Below are 15,007 nucleotides of genomic sequence, written 5' to 3' on the forward strand. Positions count from 1 at the left end.
CGTTCGGCCCTTTGTCAGGAGGCAGCATGCTGCGGTTGATCGTCCTTTATACGGCCCTGAGCCTCTGCGCAAATGCCGCCGCGGCCGCCGATCTGACCGCGCTGAAGGCGGGCGACATGAAAAAACTCGTGGTCTACGACCAGCCGCTCGGCACGCCGGAGCTGCCGTTCCGCGACGCCGAGGGCCAGGAACACCGGCTGGCCGAATTCCGCGGCAAGGTCGTGCTGCTCAATTTCTGGGGGGTGTCATGCGTGCCCTGTCGCATCGAGATGCCCGATCTCGACGCGCTTCAGGCCGCGAAGGGCGGCAAGGATTTCGAGGTGCTGACGCTTGCCGTCGACACCTCCTCCCAGCCGGTGATCGGGCGGTTCTTCGACAAGGCCGGGATCACGCATCTGCCGCGCTACACCGATATCCGCCTCGGTCTCGCCTCCGCCTTCGGGATCATGGGGCAGCCGTCAACGGTGCTGATCGACCGCAGCGGCCATGAGGTCGCGCGCCTCGTGGGCCCCGCCGACTGGAACGCGCCCGAGGCCCATGCGGTGATCGACGCGCTGATCGCCGAGGCGCCCTGAGCCGCGGGCTAGAACCCTTCGCTGCGCATATAGCCGTTCATCGCCGCGCTGATCGCCTCCGACAGGCGCATGATCGTCTCCAGCCGGTTCTTGATATCGGCATGGAAAGTGTCGAGCTGGTCGATCGTGGCGGACAGCCCGCCGCTCGAATCGCGCATCCGTCCGCATTCGACCCGGCCCAGCACCCGGATCGTGTCGAGCCCGAGCATCTGGCGCCGGATCTCCGCGCTCGAGCGGTTCAGCGTTTCCGAATGTTCGACCGCGCGGCGCATCGACTCATGCATCTGCGCCACCGAACTCTTCTCCAGATCGAGCAGCAGCGCGCGTTCCTGCTCCCAGTCGATCCCCTCGACCGGATCGGCGACGACGAAATTGCGGTTCATCTCGTTCAACACGCGGTTCGCGCCCATCAGGAAAAGCGCCTTCGCCGCCTCGCGCGAGACCCGGCTGCACAGATTGTCGCGCCCGGCGACGAACCCGCGCAACCGTTCCGAGATCACCATCGAGGAGGCTTTGTAATTCTCCGAAATCGCCGAGACCGGCCCCCCCGACGGCTCCAGCCGCGAGGCGACGATTCGCATGTTGTTCGGGATCGACTGCAGCGCCTCGAAGCTGCGCAGCAGCTTGCGCTGCTCCTGCGTGGTCTTCTCCAGCTGGCCGTTCATGTCGATCAGCGTGCGCGTGCGCTGCTCCATCGTCTGCCCGTTGCGCTGATCGCGCCCCGCAAGCTCGAGCCCGAGCGCATGCGCCATGTAGCTCGTGTAGGAGGAGAACCCCTCCGCCTCCGCACTCTTGCGCAGGATCGCGGCGCTTTCCTCCGGATCCATCTTCTCGGCGCGTTCCCGCGCGCTGAGGCTTTCGTAGAAGGCCCGCACCCGGTCGAACAGCGCGCTCGAGGGCTTCAGCCGCACGGAGAGATAGCCGTCCGGGATCGGCATCAGCACCGCGAAGACCCAGTAGTAACCCCCCGATTTCGTGCGGTTCTTGACATAGGCCCCCATCGGGTTGCCGTTGCCCAGCGCATCCCAGAGGATGCGGAACACCCCGCGCGGCGTGTCGGGGTGGCGCACCACCCGATGCGGAGCGCCGAGCAGCTCGCTCCAGTCATAGCCGGCGACGCGCTGGAACACGTGGTTGCCCGCCCGGATCACCCCGCGCGAATCGGTGCGGGAATAAAACAGCTCGTCGAAACCGAAGGGAACTTCGCCGGACTGGGCGGGCGCGATACCTGTCTGAACGTTCATGGGAACCCCGGAGATCCATCATCTGCCCCCATGCTAGCGCCACATCGTTAGCAACAGGTTTATGAGCGCGGGCCATCGCATTAACCACGGAACCCGGAAAATTCGATGTTTTACACCTTGTTAGGTCAATTGTCCGAATCTGGGCAGGAACCGAATGGAGAGGCAGATGTCGCATCGCGAGAATCCGTTTCAGGAACCCCTCGACCCGAGCGTCTCGAGCCCGCTCAACTTTGCCGTGGCCCAGCGCGACAAGGATACGCTGGGCATGGTGCGCCGGGCCGTCGAGCGCCGCGACGTGGTGCTCGCGTTTCAACCGGTGGTGCAGACCGCCCGCCCCGATCGCCCCGCATTCTACGAGGGGCTGATCCGCGTGCTCGACGACACCGGCCGCATCATCCCGGCGAAGGATTTCATCGAGCCGGTCGAAAGCACGGAGCTCGGCCGTCAACTCGACTGCCTCGCCCTCGAGATGGGCCTGACCGCCCTCGCCGAGGATCTGCACCTGCGCCTTTCGGTCAACATGTCGGCCCGCTCGATCGGCTATGGGCGCTGGACGAAGGTGCTGGAACGCGGCCTCGCGCGAGAGGATACCGTGGCCGAACGGCTGATTCTCGAAATCACCGAAAGCTCGGCGATGACGATGCCCGAGCTCGTCGCCGTCTTCATGAAGGAGCTGCAGATGCGCGGCGTTTCCTTCGCCCTCGACGACTTCGGCGCGGGCTATACCTCGCTGCGCTACCTGCGCGAGTTCTATTTCGACATTCTCAAGATCGACGGCCAGTTCATCACCGGCATCTCGCGCAACCCCGACAATCAGGTGCTGACCGACGCGATCCTGTCGATCGCGCGTCACTTCGACATGTTCACCGTGGCGGAGGCGGTCGAAAGCGCGGAAGATGCCGAATATCTGACCCGGGTCGGGGTCGACTGCATGCAGGGTTTCTACTTCGGTGCGCCGACGATCATGCCGCCGTGGAAGACACCGTCGCAGCAGGCGATGCGCGCCTGACAACCGGCATCCCGGCCGGGTCGAAGCCGGCCCCGTTCCCGCGCCATCGGCCGGGGCGGGCTGTCTTGCGTGACCGATCCGGCGCGAAAGAATATTGCCGCACCGCTGGCGCAAACATGGCAAATTTGCTTGACCTGCCCTTTCCTTGGGGCATGCTGCGCACCGGCTAGGGGCCGTTACGCAAGCGCGCGCGCCCCGCATCCTGTGAGGAGAGGATTCATGACCAATGTCGTCATCGTCTCGGCGGCCCGTACGGGCGTCGGGAGTTTCAACGGTTCCTTCGCGAACATCCCGGCGCATGAGCTGGGCGCCGCGATGATCGAGGCGCTTGTCGCCCGCGCCGGCATCGAGAAGGCCGATGTCTCCGAAACCATCCTGGGCCAGGTGCTGACCGCCGGCCAGGGCCAGAACCCCGCGCGTCAGGCCCATATCAACGCCGGCCTGCCGATCGAATCGGCCGCCTGGTGCATCAACCAGGTCTGCGGCTCGGGCCTGCGCTCGGTCGCGCTCGCCGCGCAGCACATCATGTGCGGCGATGCGGCGATCGTCGTCGCCGGCGGCCAGGAAAGCATGTCGCTCAGCCCCCATGTCGCGCATCTGCGCGCCGGCCAGAAGATGGGCGACATGAAGATGATCGACTCGATGATCAAGGACGGCCTCTGGGAGGCCTTCAACGGCTATCACATGGGCCAGACCGCCGAGAACGTCGCCCAGCAGTGGCAGATCTCGCGCGAGGAGCAGGACGAATTCGCCCTCGCGAGCCAGCTCAAGGCCGAAGCCGCGCAAAAGGCCGGCAAGTTCGCCGAGGAGATCGTCCCCTTCACGATCAAGACCCGCAAGGGCGACATCGTGATGGACAAGGACGAATACATCCGCCAGGGCGCGACGCTCGAGTCGATGCAAAAGCTCCGTCCCGCTTTCATCAAGGACGGCACCGTCACCGCCGGCAACGCCTCGGGCATCAATGACGGCGCCGCGGGCGTGCTGCTGATGACCGAGGAAGAGGCGGCGAAACGCGGCCTGACCCCGCTCGCGCGCATCGCCTCCTACGCCACCGCCGGCGTCGACCCGAAGATCATGGGCACCGGCCCGATCCCGGCCTCGCGCAAGGCGCTGGAAAAGGCCGGCTGGAAGGCCACCGATCTCGACCGCGTCGAGGCGAACGAGGCCTTCGCCGCGCAGGCGATCGCGGTGAACCGCGACATGGGCTGGGACGTCTCGAAGGTGAACGTGAACGGCGGCGCGATCGCGATCGGCCACCCGATCGGCGCTTCGGGCGCGCGCATCCTCAATACGCTGCTCTTCGAGATGAAGCGTTCGGGCGCGAAGAAGGGCCTCGCCACGCTCTGCATCGGCGGCGGCATGGGCGTCGCCATGTGCCTCGAAGGGCTCTGAGCGGGCTCGCTGCAAATGCAAAATTGACGCGCAACATTGTTGCGCGTCAAGGTTCTTTTCGGTAACAGGATTTCAAAGGGATATCCGGAGGAGGAATCATGTCCAGAGTTGCACTGGTTACCGGCGGGTCGCGCGGCATCGGCGCGTCCATTTCGATGGCACTGAAGAACGCGGGCTATACCGTCGCGGCGAATTACGCCGGCAATGACGAGGCCGCGGCGAAGTTCACCGCCGAGACCGGGATCAAGACCTACAAGTGGTCGGTCGCCGATTACGACGCCTGCGCCGCCGGCATCGCCCAGGTCGAGGCCGATCTCGGCCCGGTCGACGTGCTGGTGAACAACGCCGGCATCACCCGCGACGCGCCCTTCCACAAGATGACGCGCGAGCAGTGGCAGCAGGTCATGGACACGAACCTCTCGGGTCTGTTCAACATGACCCACCCGCTCTGGCCCGGCATGCGCGAGCGCAAGTTCGGCCGCGTGATCTCGATCTCGTCGATCAACGGGCAGAAGGGCCAGTTCGGTCAGGCGAACTACTCGGCGGCGAAGGCGGGCGACATCGGCTTCACCAAGGCGCTGGCGCAGGAGGGGGCGCGCGCCGGGATCACCGTGAACGTGATCTGCCCGGGCTATATCGCGACGGAAATGGTGATGGCGGTGCCGGAGAAGGTGCGCGAATCGATCATCGCGACGATCCCGGTCGGCCGTCTGGGCGAACCCGAGGACATCGCGCGCTGTGTCGTCTTCCTCGCCTCGGACGAAGCCAGCTTCATCACCGGTTCGACGATTACCGCGAATGGCGGCCAATATCTGACCTGAGCGCTTTCGCCCTTGGCAAACGCTCCCGAGGCCCGCATCTTGCGGGCCTCTTTCATTCGGGGGGCACATGTCGCGCAATCGGGCCACGCTGATCGGATTTTCCGCCGTCGCACTCTGGGCGCTGCTGGCGCTCTTCACCGTCGGCTCGGCGCCGGTGCCGCCATTGCAGCTCAACGCGATCTGCTTCGCCATCGGCGGCGTGATCGGTCTGATCTGGGTCGCGGCGACCGATGGTTTCGCGGTGCTCGGCCGGATCTCCAGGAAGGTCTACGCTTTCGGCACCGTGGGGCTCTTCGGCTATCACCTGCTCTATTTCACCGCACTGCGCCTCGCCCCGCCCGCCGAGGCGAGCCTGATCGCCTATCTCTGGCCGCTTTTCATCGTGCTCTTCTCCGGCCTGCTGCCGGGCGAGCGCCTGCGCCCGCTGCATATCCTCGGCGCGCTGATCGCCTTCGCCGGGGCGGCGCTGATTGTCGCCCGCGGCGGCGTCTCGGCCAGCGCCTCGGCGCTGCCGGGCTACGGGCTCGCCTTTCTCTGCGCGCTGACATGGTCGGGCTATTCGCTGATCTCGCGTCGCCTCGGCGCGGTGCCGACGGCGGCGGTCGCGGTCTATTGCCTTGCGACGGCGGCGCTTTCCACCCTCGCGCATCTCGCCCTCGAAGACACCCTCTGGCCGGCAACGGCCACGGGCTGGGCTTCGGTTCTCGCTTTGGGGATCGGGCCGGTGGGCCTTGCCTTCTACACCTGGGATGTCGGCGTCAAACGCGGCGACATTCAACTCCTCGGAACGGCCTCCTACGCGGCCCCGCTCCTCTCGACGCTCGCCCTCGTGGGGGCGGGCGTCGCAGCGGCCAGCTCATCCTTGATTCTGGCCGCTGCGATGATCGCTGCCGGGGCCTTTCTTGCCGCCATGGCGAGCAAATCGCGCTAATTCTTCCGCCTCGGGCGGGCTCCGAGGTCAGATCGCGGCGGCCTCGAGGCGCGAGATCTGTTCCTTGATGCGGAGCTTCTGCTTCTTCAGTTCGGAAATCTGAAGGTCATCGGAGCCGGGACTCCGGGTCGCTCTTTCGACCTCGACCGACAGGGCTTCATGTTTCTTGCGCAGTTCGGTGATATGCGAACCAAGCGACATGGCAGTCTCCTCTCTGTTTCAGTAAGTGAAGTGCAGCACGTTTTTTGAGTCGTGTCACGAGTTTGTCGCAATGCTCGCGCACGGGTGACAGGGTGGCCCGCGAAATCTTGCGAAAGCTTTAATCGGAAACGGGCAAGTTTTCGCCGCGGCGCAGCACCGCCTGCGCAAGATCTGTCAAATCCTCGGCATCGCCGGCGTGATCGGGCGCCGCATGCAGCACGAAGGGCGCAAGCAGGCGGAAGGGCCCACGCCCACCCTTGCGCGCCTGCACGATCACCCGCCCGGCCGCCCGACCGGCGCGCGGCGCGATCGGCAGCACCGCGATCGAGCCACCGCCAAGCGCCAATGCGGCAAGGAGATCGGGCAGCCGATCGGCATTCTGGATCACCGTGATCCAGCCCCCGGGCACAAGCCGCCGATACCCCGCCGCGATCCAGGCCGCGAGCGGCGTCGCCTCGCGCTGCGCCGTCTCGCGCCCCGGATCGGCGGCGGCAGTGCCGCTTTCGGGGGCGAAATAGGGCGGGTTCGCGATCACATGATCGAAGCTCTGCCCCCGCAATTCATGCGGCATCGCAGCGAGATCGCCTTCGACCACCTCGAGACCGATCTCATTGGCTGCGGCATTTTCACGCGCCAGTGCTGCATATTCGGGCTGCAATTCGAGCCCGGTGAGTCGCAGCCCCGCGACCCGCCGCCCAAGACAGAGCGAGGCGACCCCCACGCCGCAGCCGAGTTCGAGCACCGATTGCCCCGGCCGCGCCGGGCAGGCCGCCGCCAGCAGCACCGGATCCATCGCCGCGCGATAGCCAGACCGCGGCTGCGCCACCAAAAGCCGCCCGTCGAGAAAGCGGTCGCGCGTCAGCTCGCCCGGCGCGAACATCAATCCGACCCGATCTCATTGTCGCGCAGGATCGCCTGCGCCATGAACATGTCGCCATCGCGCACCATCAGGCGCCGCGGCAGGATCCCGAGGCTGCCTTCGAGCACGCTCATATGGACGTCCATTTCGAAGGCCGTTATACCCTCGCCCTTGAGAAGGGCCGTCGCCATGGCGAGTTTCACCGGGTTCGTGGTGCGCAGAAGCTCTTTCATACCCCCTGACTTAAGGGCAGTGTAACAGCCTGTCGAGCCGGGGAATGCGGCCGGCGATCCGGCCGGGAGTTCGGAAGGGAAGAATGATGAGCCTCGACGACAAGACGGCAAAGCCGCACGACCGGTTGGCGCAGGCCCTGGCCGCGGATATGGAGGCGGTGAACGCGCTGATCCAGGACCGGATGCGCTCCGAACATGCACCGCGCATCCCCGAGATCACCGCCCATCTGGTCGAGGCCGGCGGCAAGCGGCTGCGCCCGATGCTCACCCTCGCCGCGGCGCGCGTCTGCGGCTACGAGGGCCCGTTCCACGTGTATCTCGCCGCGACGGTGGAATTCATCCATACCGCGACGCTGCTCCACGACGACGTCGTCGACGAGAGCAAGCAACGCCGTGGGCGGCCGACGGCGAATCTGCTCTGGGACAACAAGAGCTCGGTTCTGGTGGGCGACTACCTGCTCGCGCGCGCCTTCCAGCTGATGACCGACACCAACAACATCCGGGTGCTCTCGATCCTGTCGAACGCCTCGGCGGTGATCTCCGAGGGCGAGGTGCTGCAGCTCACCGCGGCGCAGGATCTGCGCACCGATGCGGAGACTTATCTCAAGGTGATCCGCGGCAAGACCGCCGCGCTCTTTTCCGCCGCGACCGAGGTCGGCGGCGTGATCGCGGGCGCGCCTGAACCGGCGGTGCGGGCGCTGTTCGACTATGGCGACGCGCTTGGCATCGCCTTCCAGATGGCGGACGACCTGCTCGATTACGGCGGGGCGAGCGAGGTGATCGGCAAGAACACCGGCGACGATTTCCGGGAGCGCAAGCTGACGCTGCCGGTGATCAAGGCGGTGGCGGCGGCCGATGCGACCGAACGCGCCTTCTGGAGCCGCGTGATCGAGAAGGGCGACCAGCGCGACGGTGATCTCGAGCAGGCGCTCGAGATCATGCGCAGGCACGGCACGCTCGAGGCGACGCGCGACGAGGCGCTGGCCTGGTCGAGCAAGGCGCGTACCGCGCTGCTGGCGCTGCCCGAGCATCCGCTGCGCGAGATGCTCTCCGATCTCGCCGATTACGTCGTCGCGCGGGTGAAATAGACCGGGGGCCTTCTGCTCCCGGACCCCCGAGGATATTTTTCTCTGTAGAAACTTAGACTTGGCGCGGGCGCGCTGCGGCGGACTGATCGCCGAGCGTGCCGCTTGCGCTCCACCAATCGGGGCGGGCGGCGGCGATTTCGGCCTGCGCCTCGGCGGCGGCGGCCTCGCTTTCGTAAAGCGCGAAACAGGTGGCGCCGGAGCCCGACATCCGGCTGAGCAGGCAGCCCTCGGTCGCGCCGAGCGCGGCGAGCACCTCGGCGATCTGCGGCGCGATCCCCATCGCCGGCACTTCGAGATCGTTGCGCTGTGCCGCAAGCCAGCGCGCGCAATCGCGCACCGTGGCGAAGCGCGGGATCTCGGGCAGCGGCGGGTTCTCGCGGCAGGCGAGCGCCTTGAACACCGCGGGGGTCGAAACCTCGACGCGCGGGTTCACCAGCACCGCAGGCAGCGGCGGCAAGGTCACGGGCGTCAGCTCCTCGCCGATGCCGCGGGTCCGCGCCGGGCGCGGATCGAGGCACATCGGCACATCGGCGCCAAGCCGTTCGAGCCCTGCGGGCAGCGCGGGGTCACCGCGCAGCGCCGCCATGCCGCGCAGCGCGGCCGCCGCGTCGGTGGAACCGCCGCCGATGCCCGAGGCCGCCGGCAGATGCTTGTCGAGGGTGATCCGCGCGCCCGTCCCCGGCCCCATCAGATCGACCGCCCGCATCACCAGATTGCTGGCGTCCTCAGGCACCCCCGCCGCCTCCGGCCCGGTCACCCGCAGCCAGAGCCCGTCGTCGGGCGTGAGCGTCAGCCGGTCGCCGAAGGGCGCAAAGGCGACGAGGCTGTCGAGCAGGTGATAGCCATCCGCCCGCCGCCCCGTCACATGCAGCGCGAGGTTGATCTTGGCCGGGGCGAAGACCTCACTCCGCGGCATCGGCCTGCGCGGGGTGCAAGGGCGGCGCCCCCTCGTCCTTCAGCACCTGATCGAGCCCGAATTCGAGCTTGTGGCGCACCCGGTCGAGATCGAGCTCCCCCGCCTCCCCCGGCCCGAGATTGAGCGCCCGGCGCCACTGGAATTCGGCCTCGCGCTTGCGCCCGACCGCCCAATAGACATCGCCGAGGTGATCGTTGAGCAGCGGCTCGGCCGGTTCGAGCTCGACCGCCTTTTCCATCTGCGCCACCGCCTCGTCATAGCGGCCGAGGCGATAGAACGCCCAGCCGAGGCTGTCGAGAATATAGCCCGCATCGGGGCGCGCAGCGACGGCGCGCTCGATCATGCCGAGCGCCTCGTCGAGGTTCTGCTTCTTCTCGACATAGGAATAACCGAGGTAATTCAACACCGAAGGCTGATCCGGGCTGAGTTTCAGCGCCTCGCGGAAATCGGGCTCGGCCTTCGCCCACTGGTCCGAACGCTCCTCGGCGATGCCGCGCGCGTAATAGACGAACCAGTCCGCGGGCTTCGGCTCGCCCATCAGCGCGATCGCCTTGTCATAGGCCTCCGCCGCCTCCTTGAACCGCTCCTCGCGGCGCAGGTTGTCTCCAAGCGAGGTCCAGACCCCGGGCAGATCGGGATGGGTGCGCGAGAGCTTTTCCAGCACCTCGATCGCCGCATCGCTGCGCCCGGCGGCGACCATCGCCTCCGCCCGGCCAAGCTCGGCGGCGTGGAAGGCCGGGCTCTCCGGCTTCACCTGCGCATAGGCGTCGATCGCCAGATCGTATTGCTGTTCCGTCTCGAGGATCGCGGCGGTCAGCAGCACCGCCTCCACGTGATCGGGGCGCAGCCAGGTGGCGAGCCGCGCATGCAGAAGCGCGAAGGGCGAGGGCGCATCGCTGTTGAGCGCCTGCCCCACGGCATAGAAGATCTCGGCCACGCCATCCGTCGCCGAGCCGATCACCGTGAAGGGCAGCGTCTCGCCGGCGACGAGCCCCTCGCGCAGCGCCTTCAGTTCCGGATCGAGCCCGGAGCCGAACGCGCTGTCGAGCAGCTTCACCGCATCCGGATCGCGTTCGAGCTGCGAGAGGATCTGCACATGGGCGAGCACCCCGCGCCGGGTGCCATGCAGAAGATCGGCAAGCTTGCCCGAGAAGATCTCGTCCGCGCCCTCGTAATCGCCCACCATCGCCAGCGCGAGCGCCTTGTGATAGCTGGCAAAACCGATCAGCCCCTTTTCCTTGGCGAGCGCGTCGAAGGCCTTCGTCGCCTCTGCCATCTGCCCCTGACCGACCAGCGCCCAGGCCCGGTAAAGGCCCGAGACGAGCTGCCCGCCATCGGCGCCACCGTCGAGCAGCGCGACGCCCTTGGCGAAATCGCCGCTCTTCGCATCCTGCGCGAGCGCGACGAGCACCGCGATCTGCGACGGATCCTTCGCCCCGATCATCACATCGGCCAGCGCCGCCGCCCGGTCGAAATCGCCAAGCGCGACATGGGTCATCAGCGCGCCTTCCTGCGCGTCGAGATCCTCGGGCGCATTGAGCAGGAGCCGGTCGTAATAGGTCACCGCGGCGGCATAGTCATTGGCCGCGGAGGCCGCGCGCGCGGCGAGATAGGGGCCGGCGAGATCGGCCCGCGCGGGCAGCGCGGCGGCAGAGGCAAGCAGGCCGGCGATCAGGGCGAGGCGCGGGAGAGCGGCGGCACGCGGCCGGAGCATGAAGGGCAAGGGGCAATCCTTTCCGAGACTTGCGCCGAAGGTAACGAGCCGGTGCCGTCAAGGCAATGCGGGGGGCACAAGAGGCCCCCCGCAACACGTCGTTGTGACGATTTTCAGCGTCACATATTGGGGTAGTTCGGGCCGTCGCCGCCCTGCGGCGTGGTCCAGGTGATGTTCTGCGACGGATCCTTGATGTCGCAGGTCTTGCAATGCACGCAGTTCTGGAAGTTGATCTGGAACCGCGGCCCCTCCTCGCCCTCGATCACCTCGTAAACCCCCGCCGGGCAATAGCGCTGCGCGGGCTCGGCGTATTTCGGCAGGTTCACCCGGATCGGGATCGTCGGATCCGTCAGCTTCAGGTGGCAGGGCTGGCTTTCCTCGTGGTTGGTGAAGGAGAAGCTCACATCCGTCAGCCGGTCGAAGCTGATCTTGCCATCGGGCTTCGGGTACTCGATCGGCTTGAACTTCTTCGCCTCGCCGGTATGCGCCGCATCGTTCTTGCCGTGCTTGAGCGTGCCGAAGAAGGAGAAGCCGAAGAGGTTGTTCGTCCACATGTCGAGCCCGCCGAGGATCAGCGAGGGGATCATCCCCCAATGCGACCACATCGGTTTGACGTTGCGCACCTTCTTCAGGTCGGCCGCGATCGGGCCCGAGCGCAGATCGGCCTCGTAGGCGACGAGCTCGTCACCCGAGCGACCGGCCTTGATCGCCTCGGCCGCCGCCTTCGCCGCCGCGATGCCGGACAGCATCGCGTTGTGGTTGCCCTTGATGCGCGGCACGTTCACGAGCCCCGCCGCACAGCCCAGAAGCACCACGCCCGGCGCGGTCAGCTTCGGGATCGACTGCCAGCCGCCCTCCGAGATCGCGCGCGCGCCATAGGCCACGCGCTTGCCGCCTGCGAGCAGATCCGCCACGATCGGGTGATGCTTGAAGCGCTGGAACTCCATATAGGGATAGAGATAGGGGTTCTCGTAGTTCAGGTGCACCACGAAGCCGATGAAAACCTGATTGTTTTCCGCGTGGTAGATGAACGAGCCACCGCCCGCATTGCCGCCGAGCGGCCAGCCCATCGTGTGGGTCACCGTGCCCTCGCGATGCTTCGCCGGGTCGATCTCCCAGATCTCCTTCATGCCGAGACCGAACTTCTGCGGGCAATGGCCTTCGGAGAGGTTGAACTTCGCCATGACTTCCTTGGTGAGCGAGCCGCGCACGCCCTCGCCGAGGAAGACATATTTGCCGCGCAGCTCCATGCCCGGCTCGTAATTCGGGCCCGGCGTGCCGTCGGCCTCGAGCCCCATCTCGCCGGCGACCACGCCCGCGACGACGTCATTGCCCTTGTCGTCCTTGCCCCAGACGAGCTGCGAACAGGCCATGCCCGGGAAGATCTCGACGCCGAGCGCCTCGGCCTGTTCGGCGAGCCAGCGGCAGACATTGCCCATCGAGACGATGTATTTGCCGTGGTTCGACATCAGCGGCGGCATCGGCCAGTTCGGGATGCGGATGTGACCGGCCGGGCCGAGGATGTAGAAATTGTCCTTCTTCACCTCGGTCTTGATCGGCGCGCCGCGCTCCTTCCAGTCGGGGAACAGCGCCTCGATGCCGACCGGATCGAGCACCGCGCCCGAGAGGATATGCGCACCGACTTCCGAGCCCTTTTCCAGCACGACGACGGTGAGCTCCGGATCGATCTCCTTCAGCCGGATCGCCGCCGAAAGGCCCGAAGGCCCCGCGCCCACGATCACGACATCATATTCCATCGATTCCCGTTCGATCTCGGCCATGGCTGGCTCCTTCGGATTGCTTGCGCTTCGCCGAAGTGACTAGCTTACCTGACGGAACGAAGCAATTGTGACGCAGCGATCGCGCGCAACATTCTTGCGTAAATCGCGGGGTTCCGCGACGGAAGATCGCGGCTCTGCAGCGCCCCGATCGCGGCGCGCAGCGCAAGGACCGCAGCGGTCGCCGCGATACCGTCGAGCGCGTAGTGATAGCCGGTATAGACCGAGAGGAACATCACCACCGCCCAGAAGGCCGCGCCAAGAAGGCCAAGGAGCCGCGAGCGCTCCGCGAGGTAGAGCGCGGTGACCGTCGCCACCGCGACATGCATCGAGGGGAAGGCCGACATCGCGGGGGAGAAGCTCTGCCGCCCGTTTTCCCAGGCCGCCCAGAGATCCGCCTGCACCGCGCCGATCTTCGAGCCGGCGATGCCGCTCGCGGCGAGTGCGGCCGTGAGATCGGCGAAGCGGCTGCCGCCCTCGAGCCGGTCGTAGAACACCGGCCCGACCGAGGCGCCGAGCACCGCCATCGCCCAGCCGACGACGACCCAGGCGCCGAAGAAGAGCCAGAGGTAGCGCTGCGCCCGCTGCGCGTCGCGGTCGAGCGCGGCAAGGGCAATCGGGAAGCCGACGGCGGCGAGCGCCCAGATCCCGAGGTAGAAATCCGGCATCCAGCCGGGCAGCTGCGGCACCAGCGCATGGGCGATCCGCCAGGCGTCGGTGCCGAGGATCCCGCGCTCGAGATCGGCCAGCGCCGGATCGGCCCAATAGGGCATCAGCGCCGGGATCGTGCCCTTGAGAAAGACGAATCCGACATGCAGGCAGAGGCTTGCGGCGAACATCATCAGGATCGGCCCGGCGCGTTCGATCAGCCGGCGCCGCTCCAGCGCGACGGCGACGCCGATCAGCGCGAGACCGAATCCCGTCCATTGCCCGAGGAACTGCCCGGTCATCGCCAGCGTCCGCGCGACCGTCGCGGCGCTTTCCGCCTGCCCGCCGGGCGCGAGGGCGAGGCCAAGCGCCAGCGTGACGGCGAGATAGGCGAGTGCGGCGAGAAGGATCTGTTTCATGCGGCGGACCTTGACGGGGGAAACCGCTTCCCTGCTAGCCGCGGATCATGACGAAATTCGGGCCACGCTCTTGACTTTGTTGCGGCAAGGCGGATTTACACTGACCAGGCCGGACGGAAATCGCATAGCGCAGGCAGGCATTCATGGAAAAGATACCGATGACGCGCGCCGGGTATGACGTGCTCGACGCCGAACTCAAGACGCTCAAGACGGTGGAACGCCCCACGGTGATCAAGGCGATCGCCGAGGCGCGCGAACATGGCGACCTGTCGGAAAACGCGGAATATCACGCCGCCCGCGAGAAGCAGAGCTTCGTCGAGGGCCGGATCAAGGAACTCGAGGCGGTGCTCGGCCGCGCCGAGGTGATCGACACGCTGAAGCTCTCGGGCTCGATCAAGTTCGGCGCCACCGTCGCGATCGTCGACGAGGACAGCGGCGAAGAACGCACCTATCAGATCGTGGGCGAGCACGAGGCCGATCTCGAACGCGGCCTCTTGAACATCAAGTCGCCGCTCGCGCGCGCGCTGATCGGCAAGGACGAAGGCGACAGCGTCGAGGTCCGCACCCCGGGCGGCGAGCGCAGCTATGAGATTCTGACCGTCCGCTTCATCTGACGAACCTGAGCGAAGGGCACCGGCATGAGCGAGCCCAAGGCAGAGAAACCGATGGAAAAGGCCCCGGTCGCGGGCCTTTCCCCGCGTGCGCCCGAGGCCGCGCGGGTCAGCGCGACGGAATGGCTGGCGCTGCTGCTTTCCGCCGTCTGGCTCGGCCTCGTCGCGCTGTTCTGGCTTTTCGTGCCGCATAGCGGTTCGGGGATCGACGCCGCCTCGCTGGTGATGACGGTGGTCGGCATCGTGCTGCCCGTCGTGATGATCTGGGTCGCCGCGGTCACCGCCCGCACCGCGCGCGAGATGCGCGCCGAGGCGCAGGCGCTGAAGGCCTCGGTCGAGGCGATGCGCTCGGCCTGGCTCAACCAGAACCAGATCCGCGCCGGCCAGTCGCTCGAGAAGAAGCTCGACGAGGTCGCCAATGCCGCGCGGCAGGCGGAATCGGCGCTCGCCACCTTCACCTCGCGCCGCGACGGCACCGCGACCCAGCCCTCCGCCGATCGCAAGGCGGCGCTGGTCGCGCCGAAGCCCGCCGCCCCCGGCGAGGATCAGCCGGTGCTCGCGCTCG

Annotated in this window: 15 protein-coding genes and 1 pseudogene; 8 read left to right on the plus strand and 8 right to left on the minus strand. The window is 67.0% G+C overall.

Translation table 11 applies throughout. The features are described 5' to 3' along the window. Nucleotides 1-26: 26 nt before the first annotated feature. The gene (locus AB7U46_RS01990) at nucleotides 27-575 is read left to right on the plus strand and encodes a TlpA family protein disulfide reductase (RefSeq protein ID WP_428335248.1); all 549 of its coding nucleotides are present in this window, start codon (nucleotides 27-29) and stop codon (nucleotides 573-575) included. Nucleotides 576-583: 8 nt separating this feature from the next. Here the strand turns inward: AB7U46_RS01990 and AB7U46_RS01995 are convergent, their stop codons facing one another. Then, the gene (locus AB7U46_RS01995; protein WP_428335249.1) at nucleotides 584-1,819 is read right to left on the minus strand and encodes a PAS domain-containing protein; all 1,236 of its coding nucleotides are present in this window, start codon (nucleotides 1,817-1,819) and stop codon (nucleotides 584-586) included. A gap of 166 nt (nucleotides 1,820-1,985) precedes the next feature. Here AB7U46_RS01995 and AB7U46_RS02000 point away from each other — a divergent pair, with 166 nt between their 5' ends. The 4 genes from AB7U46_RS02000 to yddG all read left to right on the plus strand — a co-directional run bounded on the left by AB7U46_RS02000 (nucleotide 1,986) and on the right by yddG (nucleotide 5,975). Next, nucleotides 1,986-2,828, plus strand: a complete 843-nt coding sequence (locus AB7U46_RS02000) for an EAL domain-containing protein (protein ID WP_428335250.1) — start codon at nucleotides 1,986-1,988, stop codon at nucleotides 2,826-2,828. 219 nt (nucleotides 2,829-3,047) lie between these two features. Then, nucleotides 3,048-4,223, plus strand: coding sequence for an acetyl-CoA C-acetyltransferase (locus AB7U46_RS02005; protein WP_428335251.1), 1,176 nt, complete (start codon nucleotides 3,048-3,050; stop codon nucleotides 4,221-4,223). Between the two features lie 98 nt (nucleotides 4,224-4,321). Beyond that, nucleotides 4,322-5,044 carry a beta-ketoacyl-ACP reductase gene (locus AB7U46_RS02010; RefSeq protein WP_428335252.1) on the plus strand — a complete coding sequence of 241 codons (723 nt, stop codon included), beginning with the start codon at nucleotides 4,322-4,324 and terminating at the stop codon, nucleotides 5,042-5,044. Between the two features lie 67 nt (nucleotides 5,045-5,111). Beyond that, complete coding sequence (yddG, locus tag AB7U46_RS02015; protein ID WP_428335253.1) at nucleotides 5,112-5,975, plus strand: aromatic amino acid exporter YddG; 864 nt, start codon at nucleotides 5,112-5,114, stop codon at nucleotides 5,973-5,975. Between the two features lie 27 nt (nucleotides 5,976-6,002). Here yddG and AB7U46_RS02020 read toward each other — a convergent pair whose 3' ends face one another. The 3 genes from AB7U46_RS02020 to AB7U46_RS02030 form a co-directional block, all read right to left on the minus strand. Next, complete coding sequence (locus AB7U46_RS02020) at nucleotides 6,003-6,176, minus strand: YdcH family protein (RefSeq protein ID WP_428335254.1); 174 nt, start codon at nucleotides 6,174-6,176, stop codon at nucleotides 6,003-6,005. 118 nt (nucleotides 6,177-6,294) lie between these two features. Then, nucleotides 6,295-7,056 carry a tRNA1(Val) (adenine(37)-N6)-methyltransferase gene (locus AB7U46_RS02025; RefSeq protein ID WP_428335255.1) on the minus strand — a complete coding sequence of 254 codons (762 nt, stop codon included), beginning with the start codon at nucleotides 7,054-7,056 and terminating at the stop codon, nucleotides 6,295-6,297. Beyond that, nucleotides 7,056-7,268: a DUF2007 domain-containing protein gene (locus AB7U46_RS02030; protein WP_428335256.1), complete on the minus strand. Its 213-nt coding sequence runs from the start codon at nucleotides 7,266-7,268 to the stop codon at nucleotides 7,056-7,058. The genes AB7U46_RS02025 and AB7U46_RS02030 overlap by 1 nt, the downstream gene beginning before the upstream one ends. Nucleotides 7,269-7,354: 86 nt before the next feature. On the opposite strand from AB7U46_RS02030, the gene AB7U46_RS02035 reads away from it, so the two are divergent. Further along, the gene (locus AB7U46_RS02035) at nucleotides 7,355-8,356 is read left to right on the plus strand and encodes a polyprenyl synthetase family protein (protein WP_428335257.1); all 1,002 of its coding nucleotides are present in this window, start codon (nucleotides 7,355-7,357) and stop codon (nucleotides 8,354-8,356) included. A gap of 52 nt (nucleotides 8,357-8,408) precedes the next feature. Here the strand turns inward: AB7U46_RS02035 and AB7U46_RS02040 are convergent, their stop codons facing one another. The 4 genes from AB7U46_RS02040 to AB7U46_RS02055 all read right to left on the minus strand — a co-directional run bounded on the left by AB7U46_RS02040 (nucleotide 8,409) and on the right by AB7U46_RS02055 (nucleotide 13,831). Continuing rightward, nucleotides 8,409-9,272, minus strand: a complete 864-nt coding sequence (locus AB7U46_RS02040; RefSeq protein ID WP_428335258.1) for a 4-(cytidine 5'-diphospho)-2-C-methyl-D-erythritol kinase — start codon at nucleotides 9,270-9,272, stop codon at nucleotides 8,409-8,411. Beyond that, nucleotides 9,259-10,986, minus strand: coding sequence for a tetratricopeptide repeat protein (locus tag AB7U46_RS02045; RefSeq protein ID WP_428335259.1), 1,728 nt, complete (start codon nucleotides 10,984-10,986; stop codon nucleotides 9,259-9,261). Before AB7U46_RS02045 ends, AB7U46_RS02040 begins: the two co-directional genes overlap by 14 nt. 119 nt (nucleotides 10,987-11,105) lie before the next feature. Then, nucleotides 11,106-12,767 carry a 4Fe-4S dicluster domain-containing protein gene (locus AB7U46_RS02050; RefSeq protein ID WP_428335260.1) on the minus strand — a complete coding sequence of 554 codons (1,662 nt, stop codon included), beginning with the start codon at nucleotides 12,765-12,767 and terminating at the stop codon, nucleotides 11,106-11,108. 44 nt (nucleotides 12,768-12,811) lie between these two features. After that, nucleotides 12,812-13,831 (minus strand): phosphatase PAP2 family protein, encoded by a 1,020-nt coding sequence (locus AB7U46_RS02055; RefSeq protein WP_428335261.1) that lies wholly within the window; start codon nucleotides 13,829-13,831, stop codon nucleotides 12,812-12,814. A 143-nt stretch (nucleotides 13,832-13,974) separates the two neighbouring features. On the opposite strand from AB7U46_RS02055, the gene greA reads away from it, so the two are divergent. Continuing rightward, the gene (gene greA / locus AB7U46_RS02060) at nucleotides 13,975-14,445 is read left to right on the plus strand and encodes a transcription elongation factor GreA (protein WP_428335262.1); all 471 of its coding nucleotides are present in this window, start codon (nucleotides 13,975-13,977) and stop codon (nucleotides 14,443-14,445) included. Between the two features lie 24 nt (nucleotides 14,446-14,469). Then, a pseudogene (locus tag AB7U46_RS02065) lies at nucleotides 14,470-15,007 on the plus strand (hypothetical protein); the annotation flags it as partial.

It is taken from the genome of Paenirhodobacter sp., assembly GCF_050177655.1.
Classification (GTDB): domain Bacteria; phylum Pseudomonadota; class Alphaproteobacteria; order Rhodobacterales; family Rhodobacteraceae; genus Rhodobacter.